Genomic DNA, 11,024 nt, shown 5'->3' with positions numbered 1-11,024 from the left:
CCTTGTCCTGATTTTTGTTAATCCACTATATTATTTCATTTCAGACCGTAATGACTGTGAAACGGTGTGGGAAATATTGCTTCAGACGACCTGAATATACGTCCGCAAGACTGTATGCGATTTACGCTTGGCAAACAACAGGGTTAGCGTAAAAAATATCTGCGCGGGTGTAAAAGCTTTTGAATATAGGGCCGTCGGGTTCAGTTGTTAAATTTCAGACGACCCCGTGATACGGCAAAAGGTCGTCTGAAAATGTCAAACCGGTTTGCAGGTCAGCTTATCCAGGAGAGCGGGTTCATTGCCTGCCCGTTGTAGCGGACTTCCAAGTACAAACCTTCCATGCCTGAAGGCAGGGTTCCGCTGACGCCCAGGCGGTTGCCTGCGGCTACGGCGTAGCCTTTGGCGACTTCGATTTCGCTCAAACCTGAATAAATGCTGATATAGCCGTCGCCGTGATCGATGACGATGACTTTGCCGAAACCTTCCAGTTCATCGGCGTAGGTAACCGTACCGGCGGCGATGCTGCTGACGGTTGACGGAGTCGTTTGGTAGAACACGCCTTTCCACACTTCACCGTCGCCGCGGTCTTGTCCGAAGAGTCCGGCAAGTGTGCCGTTTACCGGTTTTTTCAGACGACCCTGCATACGGCTGAAGCTGTTGGCATTGCTGATGCTGACATATGAAGGCGCGCGGATGTTCATGTCTTCTGCGGTCAGGTTGGACATGGCGGCGCGTTCGTCGGCGGCTTTTTGCGCGGCGGCGGCGCGGTCTTTGCGCGCTTTTTCAGCGGCGGCAAGACGGGCTTCGGCGGCTTTTTTACGCGCTTCGGCTTCCTGGCGGCGTTGCTCGGCTTTGTGTTTGTCCAAGTCTTTCAACAAGTTGTTCAGGCGTTGTTCGTTTTCTTTGTGGTTGATTTTTTTCTGCGTATCTTTTGCCATTTGCGCATTTTGGCGGCGGCTTTCCGCCTGTTCGGCAGTGTTGGTTACACCTTGGCGGCGCAGCGAGGACTGGATGTTGACCTGAAGTTTTTTCAGGTATGCCAGCTCGTTGTTGATTTTCTGCTCTTGCGCTGCCAGCTCTTTTTGCTGCTTCTCAAGGTCTTTGATGACTTGCTCGTTGGCAGTATTGATATAGCGGGTGTAACGCAGAAAGCGGGTTTTCTGACCCGGCTCGGCATTTTTCAGGAACAGGGCAACGGCGTTGGGTTGGCTGTTTTTATAGTTGCCTGAAACGAAACGGGAAATTTGCGCGCGCGTGTTGGAAACCTGAGTTTTCAGGTGGTTCAAATCAGCATTGAGTTTTTGAAACTTGTCCCATGCGTCGCGCTGTTGGCGGTTGATGGCGGATAAGTTGATACGGCTTTGCTGCAACTGCTTCAACGTGGTGTTGACGTGGATGATGAAACCTTCGTTGCGGCTGCGCAGCGATTTTTTGCTTTCCAAATCATTGGCAGCGGCGGTTACTGCGGCTTTGAAGTCGTCTGAATCGGCGGCAGCGGTTTTCTTATCGGCTTTGTCCGCTTTTTTCTCGACGGCTTTTCTGTCTTGTTTTTCCGCTGCTTCGTCTTTTTTAGGCAACTCGGCGGCTTCTTTTTTTGCCTTTACATTATTTTTGGCTGCGGGTTTGTCTGCCGCTTTGTCTTTGCCTTTTACAGGCTCGGTTTTTACGGGAACGGCTTTGCCTGCCTTCTCTTCTGCTTTGGCTTCGCCTTTTTTGGTTTTGTCGCCTTTATCTTGTTTTTTAACTTCTTTGTCGTTTTTGCGTTCTTTGGCACGCTCGTTTTTCGCCGCTTCGGCAGTTTCCTTTTTCGCGGCAGGTTTCGCTTTGTCTTTGGCAGCTTCTTTTTTAGCAGGTTCGGCGTCTTTTTTGTCTTTGACGCTTTTTTTGACAGGCGCAGCCTTTTCCTTGGGCGCGTCTTTGGCGGCGAAAGAAGGCGAAGCGAAACCGATGAGCAGGGCGAGTAAAAGAGGTTTGTAACGCATGATTGGGTTCTGGATCGTTAAAGTAAAGGCAATAGGCGGAATTATATAGTCAGCGGGGTCGTCTGAAAATAACATCTGCCCATATTTGTCTAGACAATGCTTTTCTCTGCGCTTGCAATCTGAACAAGCGGTCTTATATAGTAGGAGCTACGGTGTTAGCTTCTTTATTTTCAACCCTCAAAGGTTTCTTATTTACATGAATAAAATCATTCTGCCTGCGCTTTGCGCCCTGCTTCTTGCTTCCTGCGGTAACGATACCGACAAAATCGGACGTGCCAGCACGGTTTTTCATATGCTGGGGAAAAATGACCGTATTGAAGTCGAGGGTTTTGACGATCCTGATGTGCAAGGGGTTGCCTGTTATATTTCTTATGCGAAAAAAGGCGGTTTGAAAGAGACGGTGAATTTGGAGGAGGATGCGAGCGATGCTTCCGTGTCGTGCGTGCAGACGGCGGAGGTCATCCGTTACAACGAGCAAGCCGTCGTCAAGCCGCGGGAAGTGTTTAAGCGCAGCGCGAGCTTGGCGTTCAAGAGCCAGCAGATTATCCGTTATTACGATCCTAAACGTAAGGCGTTTGCGTATTTGGTTTACAGCGACAAAATCGTTCAGGGTTCGCCGAAGAACTCTTTGAGCGCGGTGTCGTGCTTTGGCGGTGCTAAAGCGGATGCGCAGCAAGTTGCCGGCGGTATGGAAGGCAAACAGATTTACGGTGCGTGCGTCGTGGATGCGCCTGTGCCGAACAAGTAAAAGATGAGCGATATGAACCTAACCGACCATTTCCTGATTGCCATGCCCGATATGGACGACCCGTTTTTCGAAAATTCGGTGATTTATGTGTGCGAACACAACGAAGAGGGCGCGTTGGGCATCATCATCAACAAACCGTCGCCGATTACGATGGACATGATTTTTGCGGCAACCGACCGCAATATCCCTTTGCGGATGCAGCACGAACACGTCATGATGGGCGGGCCGGTACAGATTGACCGCGGCTATGTCGTGCATACGCCCGTGGGCAACTGGCAAAACAGTATGATTGTTTCAGACGACATTGCGCTGACGTCTTCGCGCGATGTGATTGAAAACTTATCGCGTCAGGGCGCGGTGGACAAGATTTTAATCAGCATAGGCTATTCGAGCTGGAGCAAAGGGCAGCTTGAACGCGAGCTGGCGGACAATGTCTGGCTGACGGTGAAGGCGGACGAGCATATTTTGTTCGATATGCCTTACGAACACCGCTACGCCGCCGCATTCGCCAAGCTGGGTATCCAGCCCGATGCGCTTGTCTGTGGGGCCGGTCATGCATAAAGCACCGGCAGGGACGGTTTTGGCGTTTGATTTCGGCGAGGCGCGTATCGGCGTGGCTCAGGGCGATGCGGAACTTGGTCTGTCTCACCCTTTAGCGACCGTGACCGGCAACAGCAACGACGAGAAATTCAACGCCATCGCCAAGCTGATACGGGAATGGCAGCCCAAGCATCTGGTCGTCGGACTGCCGACCCACGCCGACGGTACGGAACACGAGTTGACCCGCCTTAGCCGCAAATTCGGCCGCCGCCTGCACGGGCGTTTCAACCTGCCCATATATTGGGTGGATGAACGGATGTCCTCGCTATATGCGGAAAGCCTGCTTGCCGAAGCGCAGGTATTCGGGCGCAAACAGAAGGCGGTACTCGACCAAGTGGCGGCGCAAGCGATTTTGCAGGGCTTTTTCGACGGCGGCGCGGTAGAGTATTTCAACGGCAGGGAAGAAGGTTCGGAAGAATAATTTGTTTGAGATAGTTTGAAAAAAGGTCGTCTGAAAGCTGTATTGACGGGATTGAATCCGGCAACAGGCTTTCAGACGACCTTTTCGCATCAGAACAAGGCTTCAATCCTTAACAGCGCACCGACGCGGTGTTTTTGGTTTTCCTTGCGGTTGTTGTAATAGTTGACTTCGGTTTGGGTAAACAGCCAGTTGCGCCAAATCGGTTGGCGGTAGGTGGTAAACGGACCGTAGGTATTGAGGGCGGCTTTGCGTTTTTCGATATTGCCGCCGGTGTACACGCCGTAGTTGACGTGGCGGTGTTTGCCGAGGTTGTGTTGGCGGAAGAGGCTGTTGCCCCATGTCCAGTCTTCGGTTTTATCGTGTTCGTATTGCAGGTGTGCCTGATTGGCGATAAAGCTTCTTTCGCTGGGGATGTAGCGCGTTTCCCAGTTGGTACGGACATGGTGTTTGCTCTTGATGCCGTAACGGTAGATTTGTTCCAAGCTGGTGTCGATGTTGTCGGTCAGTTGCCAATTGCTCGAGCTTTTGGCGCGGGCGAACAGGTCGCTGCCGGAGCGGATACCGATATCGAAGTCGGTATCGATGCGCTGTTTTACGAATGCTTCAGACCATCGTACGGCAATGGAGGCATTTTTGTCGCGGCTTTGGGATGCGTCGAATATCCTGCCGTTGGTATTAGTACGGTTGCGGTAGGCGTTGGCTTCGTGTTTCAACTCGTCGTCCAAAGAGTCGTCACCGAAAACCACATGGACTTTTTTCTCTAAGGTCGGCAGTTTCAGACGACCCCGTACGCGGGGCGTCACGGTAAACTTGTCGTCAGGATTCCATTCGGTATCAAGCATAAGGCGCAGGTTAGCGTCGGCAGGATGGTCGGGATTTGGTTCGCCAAACCAGTCGTCGATGCGGTTGGACCATTTGTCCAAGCGTTTGGAAACTCCTTTGTGGCGGTGGTCCAACCAAGTGTCGCCGTCGGCGGGCGGTTCGTCGTTCGCTGCAGCCATCGTCGGGAAAAGGATAAGCAGGGTGAGTAGGGATAACGTAGAGGTTCGGAGAGTCATTGTTTTTCCTAGCTTAAAGCATAAAGCTATTATGGACGGTATCTTAGGGGTAATGCAAGTCGTCTGAAAAAGGCTGTGATAAAATCTTGCGCGCCCGGTTTGCCGCCGTTCTGTTGTGCAGAAAAGCAGTCAGGCGGGCGCATACCAATACATTAAGGAAAACCGAATGAGTATTTTGTCAAAAATTTTTGGTAACAAGCCGTCCGGCGAAACGGCACAAGAGCCGCGCAAACTTTCCGCGCAGGAAAAAAGCGAGGGCGCGGCGCGGGCGATTTATGCGAAAGATAAAGTGTATGTGCCGCTGTCTGCCATGCAGGCGGATGTGTCGGAAGGAACGGGTATCCCGTATATAGGTCGTCTGAAAGACGGACGGACGGTTTTATATCTGTTTGAAACCTATGAGGCGGCGCGGGCTTTTTCAGACGAGCAGGATGGCGCTTTAGACGGTATCGGTTTGGTCGGCGCGTTGGATAAGGCAGACCAGTTCAACAATTTGAGTAATGTCTTGCGTGTCGCGCACTCGCTGGGCATTCAACTGATGGAATACAGAGGGCAGGACGGCGAGCATTTTGAATGCGCACTTTCTTGGTTGATGCGCGTGAACGGCGCGGACGGCATGGCGGCTTCCAGAGAGAAGATGGAGGCGTTGTCCATCGGCACCGATGCCAAGCTGCCGCTGCAATTTCACCCGATAGCCATTGTCGGTTTTTCCAATCCCTATAAAGTAACGCCGGCGCGGGCGGAGGAATTGTTCACACAGTTCACGAATGTCGAAGATGACGAATTGCTGGACTTTTTTGCCGGCAACACGCCGCAGGAGAATGTGTTGCTGATCGGGTTGGTGGAAAAATATTCGGCGGATTTGGCGAAATCCGTGAAGTATATTGTTTGGAACCAATTGGCGGAGCAGCCGCTTTTTGTCGGGATAAACCGCAAAGACGGCGGGCTTTATGCGCGGGACGGTTATTTATACCTCTTTTACACCGACCGTTTCCAACACATGGGACCTGCCGGCTGCCATCCCGTTTCCGGCAAGGAAGCAGCGTTGGACTTGGTTCGCCGCCACGAACTGAAAGGCATTGCCCTGACCGACGGGCTGCACAATATGGCGCGGTTTGAAAACGACGTGATTTTCCAAGACGGGGAATAGCCGAAACCTTCCTGCCTCGGCTTGAAATAAAAGGTCCTTGGATTCGGATTTAAAGTGCAACACAGGCTTTCAGACGACCTTTTTTTGTTTTCGCGTCAATTCTCCCTAAGTCGGGTTTAATTTAAGTTAAACCGCAAATTAAACGACGGAATTTTGTTACACTCGGCATTTTACACTTCACACAAAGGAAACATCATGGCATTAATGGACAGTCTGCTGAACGCGGCAGTACAAGCACTGGGCGATAAAGATGGTAGCGGCGCACAAAACTCTCTGACCGATATGGCGATGGATTTGGTACGTCAGCAAGGCGGCGTGGGCAGTCTGATCAACCAGTTACAGCAAGGCGGATTGGGCGACGTATTGAACAGCTGGATTTCCAACCAACAAGACAACGCGCCCATATCCGGCAGTGATTTGCAAAACGCGCTGGGCAGCGACACCATCAGCCAAGTGGCGCAAAAGTTCGGCATTGATGCCAACCAGGCGGGCGACCTGCTGGCGCAAGTCCTGCCCAACCTCGTCGATAAAGCCACACCCAACGGCTCGGCACAAGAAGCCGACGGTTTCGGTCTGGACGACATTGCCTCCGCCATACTGAAAAACTTCACTAAATAAGCGGCACTTTAAACAAAAAGGTCGTCTGAAAATATTCTTTCAGACGACCTTTTTACATTCTTTTCACATCAATCCTGCATCAGCCAATATTGCAGGCCGATTAGGGTTTTGCCGTCTTTGATTTCGTTGTTTGCCAAAGCGGCGCGGGCTTCTTCCTTGCTCATCAGGACGGTTTCGGTGATTTCGTCTTCGTCGTTGCTCAAGGTGCTGCCGAGGCGCACGCCTTCTGCTTGGTAAAAGTACATTTTTTCGTCGCAGAAGCCGATGGCAGTGTAGAAGCTGCTGATGAGTTTGACGCGGTCGGCGGTGTACGGGGTTTCTTCCGCCAGCTCGCGCAGGGCGCATTCGGCGGGGTCTTCGCCTGCATCGAGTTTGCCGGCGGGCAGCTCGAGCGTGGCAGCGTCTGCGGCGTAACGCCATTGGCGCACGAGTACGGCTTTGCCCTCTTCGGTAACCGCCAAAACGCAGGCCGCGCCGGGATGGCGGATGACGATGCGCTGGCTTTCGTTGCCGTTGGGCAGGCGGACTTTGTCGCGGTTGATGGTAACAAATGAGCCTTGGTAAATCGGCTCGCTACTGAGTTTGGTTTCTTTCAAATCCATTTGCGTGTTCTCTTTGTAAAGTTTGATACGGGGTCGTCTGAAAATCGGGAATGGGTTTTAACTTCGTTGAAGCCGCGCTTTCAGACGACCTCTTGAGTCATGAAAAAGCTCGTCTGAAAGGGAGCGAAGCGGGTTTCGCTAAACCGTTTGTGCTGCTTTAAACCCTGCTGCGTTCGATTTCAATGCCGACTTCTTTGACATCGGGCAGGATGCCGGGTTTGATGATTTTGACGCGCACACTCAACGCGCCGAAATTGTCGAGGATGAGTTTGGCGATGTGTTCCGCCAATGATTCGAGCAAGAGGAAGCTTTGTTCGGCAAGGCTTGCCCTGACGGCTTCGCAGACTTCGCCGTAGTGGACGGTATTGCCGATGTGGTCGTCTTGACCGCTTTGTTCGGGAATGCCGATGTCCAAGTCCAAAATCAGGGTTTGGGGGCGTTCGCGTTCCCAGTCGTACACGCCGATTAAGGTGTCCGCCTTCATGCCGCGTAAAAAGATTTTGTCCATTTGCCTGCCTGTTTTTTTGATAAAATGAGCGTCCCATTTTAAGTAAAGCATCTGAAATGTTCAATGTATCCGCCGTTATCGCGGCTTATTTAATCGGTTCGCTGTCGTTTGCCGTCATTGTTTCCAAATATTACGGCATGGACGATCCGCGCACTTACGGCTCGGGCAACCCCGGCGCGACCAATGTTTTACGCAGCGGCAAGAAAAAAGCGGCGGCGCTGACTTTGCTGGGCGACGCGCTCAAAGGTTTGGTGGCGGTGGTTTTGGCACTCTGCCTGCAAGATGCTTTGACTCTGTCGGACATCACCATAGCGGCGGTTGCCGTCGCCGCGTTGGTCGGACATATGTGGCCGCTGTTTTTCGGCTTCAAAGGCGGCAAGGGCGTGGCGACGGCTTTGGGCGTATTGCTGGCGCTTTCGCCTGCAACGGCTTTGGTTTGCGCGGCAATTTGGCTGGTGATGGCGTTCGGCTTTAAAGTGTCCTCACTTGCCGCACTCGCCGCCACCGTAGCCGCGCCGCTCGTCGCCTTCTGGCTGATGCCCTACCCTTCTTGGGCTTGGGCGACCGTTGCCATTGCCGTGCTGGTGTTGTACCGCCATAAAAGCAATATCCAAAACCTGCTTCAAGGCAAAGAAGGCAAAATCGGAGACAAGGCGGACAAGCCTTAAACCTGATTTTATTTTTCAGACGACCTGTCCGATTGCGGAATGAACCAAGGTCGTCTGAAAACCTTTCAATCTACACTGCGGCATCGCCTTAACCTGCCGACAAGTATCGGAAACCGATTTAATCCATTATAATCAAGCTCTTTTGTTTCACAACCAAACTTCCATGCCGAAACGCCCGTTCAAAACCGTCCTGACCGCCTTTACCTTGGCCGCGCTGTCTGCCTGCTCGCTGGTCAAGTATCAGCCTGTCGCCACCATCAATAAAATTGATATGAACCAAGGCTATCGTTTTGAAACCAGCCAGTTTCGGCGCGAAGAAGACGACACCTTCATCATCCTGATGCTCTCCGGCGGCGGCACGCGCGCGGCGGCGCTGGGCTACGGCGTGTTGGAACAGCTTCAGCAGCAAAAAGTTACCATCGGCGGCAAAAGCAAGTCGCTGATGTCCAATGTCGATTTGGTGGTCGGCGTATCCGGCGGCTCCGTCCTCGCTGCCTACTTCGCGCTCAAAGGCGAAGAAACCATCCCCATGTTTTACAAGCGTTTCCTTCACCAAAACTTCCAACGCCAAGTCGTCAAGCAAGCCTTTTCCATGTCCAACCTGCCCCGCCTCGCCTCACCCGAATACGGACGCGGCGACCTCTTGCAGGAGCAGTTTGAAAACCACCTTTTCGGCAAAGCCACCTTCCGCGATTTGGAAATGCACGGCAAAGGCCCGTTCGCCATCATTTCCGCCACCGACATGGGCGCGGGCGAACGCCTGAACTTCACGCAAGAATACTTCGACCCCATGTGTATCGACTTGGGCAGATTGCGCCTGGCCCGCGCCGTTGCCGCCTCCAGCGCAGTGCCCATGGTGTTCGCCCCGATTACCCTCAACAACAACGGCGGCAACTGCGGCTACACCCTGCCGCCTCAGCTGCAAATGACCGGTCTTGAGTCCCAAAAGCAGCAAAACGCCACCTATCAAGAGTTTAAAGACAGGTTCAACAAATACAGCGACAGCAAAACCCGTCCCTACATCCACCTGATAGACGGCGGCCTGACCGACAACCTCGGCATGCGCAGCCTCTTGGACATGACCGAAATGTATCCCGACAAAGTGTTGGAACAACAAATCCGCAGCCGCAACCTGCGCCACATCGTCGTCATCAGCGTCAACGCCCAAAACCAAATCAGCAGCAATATGGACAAAACCGCCGCCGTGCCCGGATTCCGCGACGTCGTTACCGCCATCGTCAACATCCCCATCGACCAATACACCCAAGAATCCCAACGCCGCTTCCGCGCCTTCGTCGACAAACGCAACGAAGCCAGCCGACAAAACGGCGACGGAATCAGCTTTTCCTTTGTCAGCCTCAACCTCAAAGACCTGCCGCCCTCCGCGTTGCGCGACAAAGTGTTGAACATCCCCACCAGCTTCTACCTCCCGCCCGAAGACGTGGACAACCTGCGAACCGCCGCAGCCGAGCTGATGAAACAGTCCCAAGACTACCAAAAACTGCTGCACGAATTTGCCGCACACCCCAACCCCGAAACCATCTTCGCCGAGCCGCCGCCACCCGACCCCAAAGCCGGCAAAGCAGCCAAAAAACAAAACAAACCCATCCAATAACCACACCACAACCCTTTCAGACGACCCATATAGTGGAGTAAAAAGACACGGAAACTATAGTGGATTAAATCTAAATCAGGACAAGGCGACGAAGCCGCAGACAGTACAGATAGTACGGAACCGATTCACCTGGTGCTTCAGCACCTTAGAGAATCGTTCTCTTTGAGCTAAGGCAAGGCAACGCCGTACTGGTTTAAATTTAATCCACTATAAAACCCAAAGGTCGTCTGAAACACCGAAACGGAACACCCCGATCATGAACGACAAAACCAGCCCCATCGTTACCGACATCAACCGCCCCGTCCTCGTCCCGCCCGGCGGCCATAAAAAAGTCCTGCTGCATTCCTGCTGCGCCCCGTGCAGCGGCGAAGTCATGGAAGCCATGCTCGCCAGCGGCATCGACTACACCATCTACTTCTACAACCCCAACATCCACCCGCTCAAAGAATACATGTTGCGCAAAGAAGAAAACATGCGCTTCGCCGACAAATTCGGCATCCCCTTCATCGACAAAGACGACGACTACGAAAACGACCGCAAAGAATGGTTCGCCAAAGCCAAAGGCATGGAATTCGAACCCGAACGCGGCATCCGCTGCACCATGTGTTTCGACATGCGTTTCGAAAAAGCCGCCCAATACGCCCACGAAAACGGCTTCCCCGTCTTCACCAGCTCGCTGGGCATTTCCCGCTGGAAAAACATGGCGCAAATCAACGACTGCGGCCACCGCGCCGCCGCACCTTACGACGACGTCGTGTATTGGGATTTCAACTGGCGCAAAGGCGGCGGCAGCGCGCGCATGATCGAAATCAGCAAACGCGAACACTTCTACCAACAAGAATACTGCGGCTGCGCCTACTCCCTGCGCGACTCCAACGCCCACCGCAAATCGCAAGGCCGCATCCCCATCAAACTCGGCGTGCTGTATTACGGCGACGAGTCCACACAATACGAACCCTCGCCTGACGAACAGGCAGCCAAAATCGTTGTGGACAAATAATTGATACCGGTTTTGCTATGAAAAAAGGTCGTCTGAAAGTTTCAGACGACCTTT

12 protein-coding genes are annotated in these 11,024 nt (G+C 52.9%); 8 read left to right on the top strand and 4 right to left on the bottom strand.

Annotated elements, in window-relative coordinates; translation table 11 throughout:
• Window positions 1-272: 272 nt before the first annotated feature.
• Window positions 273-1,982, bottom strand: a complete 1,710-nt coding sequence (locus HMPREF3066_RS01995) for a peptidoglycan DD-metalloendopeptidase family protein (protein WP_070440115.1) — start codon at window positions 1,980-1,982, stop codon at window positions 273-275.
• A 196-nt stretch (window positions 1,983-2,178) separates the two neighbouring features.
• Here HMPREF3066_RS01995 and HMPREF3066_RS01990 point away from each other — a divergent pair, with 196 nt between their 5' ends.
• The 3 genes from HMPREF3066_RS01990 to ruvX are packed head-to-tail and all read left to right on the top strand — an operon-like array spanning window position 2,179 to window position 3,751.
• Window positions 2,179-2,730: a CreA family protein gene (locus HMPREF3066_RS01990; protein ID WP_003763874.1), complete on the top strand. Its 552-nt coding sequence runs from the start codon at window positions 2,179-2,181 to the stop codon at window positions 2,728-2,730.
• Between the two features lie 12 nt (window positions 2,731-2,742).
• Complete coding sequence (locus tag HMPREF3066_RS01985; RefSeq protein WP_019271440.1) at window positions 2,743-3,291, top strand: YqgE/AlgH family protein; 549 nt, start codon at window positions 2,743-2,745, stop codon at window positions 3,289-3,291.
• Window positions 3,284-3,751, top strand: a complete 468-nt coding sequence (gene ruvX, locus HMPREF3066_RS01980) for a Holliday junction resolvase RuvX (protein WP_070440113.1) — start codon at window positions 3,284-3,286, stop codon at window positions 3,749-3,751. The genes HMPREF3066_RS01985 and ruvX overlap by 8 nt, the downstream gene beginning before the upstream one ends.
• An 89-nt stretch (window positions 3,752-3,840) precedes the next feature.
• Here ruvX and HMPREF3066_RS01975 read toward each other — a convergent pair whose 3' ends face one another.
• Window positions 3,841-4,809 carry a hypothetical protein gene (locus HMPREF3066_RS01975; protein ID WP_070440110.1) on the bottom strand — a complete coding sequence of 323 codons (969 nt, stop codon included), beginning with the start codon at window positions 4,807-4,809 and terminating at the stop codon, window positions 3,841-3,843.
• Window positions 4,810-4,975: 166 nt separating this feature from the next.
• Between HMPREF3066_RS01975 and HMPREF3066_RS01970 the strand changes: the two genes are divergently transcribed.
• The gene (locus HMPREF3066_RS01970) at window positions 4,976-5,959 is read left to right on the top strand and encodes a hypothetical protein (protein WP_070440108.1); all 984 of its coding nucleotides are present in this window, start codon (window positions 4,976-4,978) and stop codon (window positions 5,957-5,959) included.
• Between the two features lie 195 nt (window positions 5,960-6,154).
• The gene (locus HMPREF3066_RS01965) at window positions 6,155-6,577 is read left to right on the top strand and encodes a YidB family protein (protein WP_070440107.1); all 423 of its coding nucleotides are present in this window, start codon (window positions 6,155-6,157) and stop codon (window positions 6,575-6,577) included.
• A gap of 68 nt (window positions 6,578-6,645) precedes the next feature.
• Here the strand turns inward: HMPREF3066_RS01965 and HMPREF3066_RS01960 are convergent, their stop codons facing one another.
• On the bottom strand, window positions 6,646-7,179 hold the full coding sequence (locus tag HMPREF3066_RS01960; RefSeq protein WP_070440105.1) for an NUDIX hydrolase: 534 nt from the start codon (window positions 7,177-7,179) through the stop codon (window positions 6,646-6,648).
• A 157-nt stretch (window positions 7,180-7,336) separates the two neighbouring features.
• Window positions 7,337-7,687: a dihydroneopterin aldolase gene (gene folB / locus HMPREF3066_RS01955; RefSeq protein WP_003762738.1), complete on the bottom strand. Its 351-nt coding sequence runs from the start codon at window positions 7,685-7,687 to the stop codon at window positions 7,337-7,339.
• A 56-nt stretch (window positions 7,688-7,743) separates the two neighbouring features.
• Here folB and plsY point away from each other — a divergent pair, with 56 nt between their 5' ends.
• The 3 genes from plsY (at window position 7,744) to HMPREF3066_RS01940 (ending at window position 10,970) form a co-directional block, all read left to right on the top strand.
• Window positions 7,744-8,355, top strand: a complete 612-nt coding sequence (plsY, locus tag HMPREF3066_RS01950) for a glycerol-3-phosphate 1-O-acyltransferase PlsY (protein WP_070440103.1) — start codon at window positions 7,744-7,746, stop codon at window positions 8,353-8,355.
• A gap of 163 nt (window positions 8,356-8,518) precedes the next feature.
• Window positions 8,519-9,970: a patatin-like phospholipase family protein gene (locus HMPREF3066_RS01945; RefSeq protein ID WP_070440101.1), complete on the top strand. Its 1,452-nt coding sequence runs from the start codon at window positions 8,519-8,521 to the stop codon at window positions 9,968-9,970.
• A gap of 256 nt (window positions 9,971-10,226) precedes the next feature.
• Complete coding sequence (locus tag HMPREF3066_RS01940; protein ID WP_039406844.1) at window positions 10,227-10,970, top strand: epoxyqueuosine reductase QueH; 744 nt, start codon at window positions 10,227-10,229, stop codon at window positions 10,968-10,970.
• Window positions 10,971-11,024: the final 54 nt, after the last annotated feature.

The organism is Neisseria sp. HMSC03D10, assembly GCF_001807625.1.
Lineage (GTDB): Bacteria > Pseudomonadota > Gammaproteobacteria > Burkholderiales > Neisseriaceae > Neisseria > Neisseria mucosa.
The sequence above is the reverse complement of the archived record's forward strand: the minus strand, read 5'-3'. Positions and strand labels throughout refer to the sequence as shown.

Bases quoted from the DNA above. Each gene is read 5' to 3' on its own strand.
- HMPREF3066_RS01945 (WP_070440101.1), top strand. From the start codon at position 8,519: ATGCCGAAACGCCCGTTCAAAACCGTCCTGACCGCCTTTACCTTGGCC.
- HMPREF3066_RS01970 (WP_070440108.1), top strand. From the start codon at position 4,976: ATGAGTATTTTGTCAAAAATTTTTGGTAACAAGCCGTCCGGCGAAACG.
- folB (WP_003762738.1), bottom strand. From the start codon at position 7,687: ATGGACAAAATCTTTTTACGCGGCATGAAGGCGGACACCTTAATCGGC.
- HMPREF3066_RS01965 (WP_070440107.1), top strand. From the start codon at position 6,155: ATGGCATTAATGGACAGTCTGCTGAACGCGGCAGTACAAGCACTGGGC.
- HMPREF3066_RS01960 (WP_070440105.1), bottom strand. From the start codon at position 7,179: ATGGATTTGAAAGAAACCAAACTCAGTAGCGAGCCGATTTACCAAGGC.
- HMPREF3066_RS01990 (WP_003763874.1), top strand. From the start codon at position 2,179: ATGAATAAAATCATTCTGCCTGCGCTTTGCGCCCTGCTTCTTGCTTCC.
- HMPREF3066_RS01985 (WP_019271440.1), top strand. From the start codon at position 2,743: ATGAACCTAACCGACCATTTCCTGATTGCCATGCCCGATATGGACGAC.
- plsY (WP_070440103.1), top strand. From the start codon at position 7,744: ATGTTCAATGTATCCGCCGTTATCGCGGCTTATTTAATCGGTTCGCTG.
- HMPREF3066_RS01940 (WP_039406844.1), top strand. From the start codon at position 10,227: ATGAACGACAAAACCAGCCCCATCGTTACCGACATCAACCGCCCCGTC.
- ruvX (WP_070440113.1), top strand. From the start codon at position 3,284: ATGCATAAAGCACCGGCAGGGACGGTTTTGGCGTTTGATTTCGGCGAG.
- HMPREF3066_RS01995 (WP_070440115.1), bottom strand. From the start codon at position 1,982: ATGCGTTACAAACCTCTTTTACTCGCCCTGCTCATCGGTTTCGCTTCG.
- HMPREF3066_RS01975 (WP_070440110.1), bottom strand. From the start codon at position 4,809: ATGACTCTCCGAACCTCTACGTTATCCCTACTCACCCTGCTTATCCTT.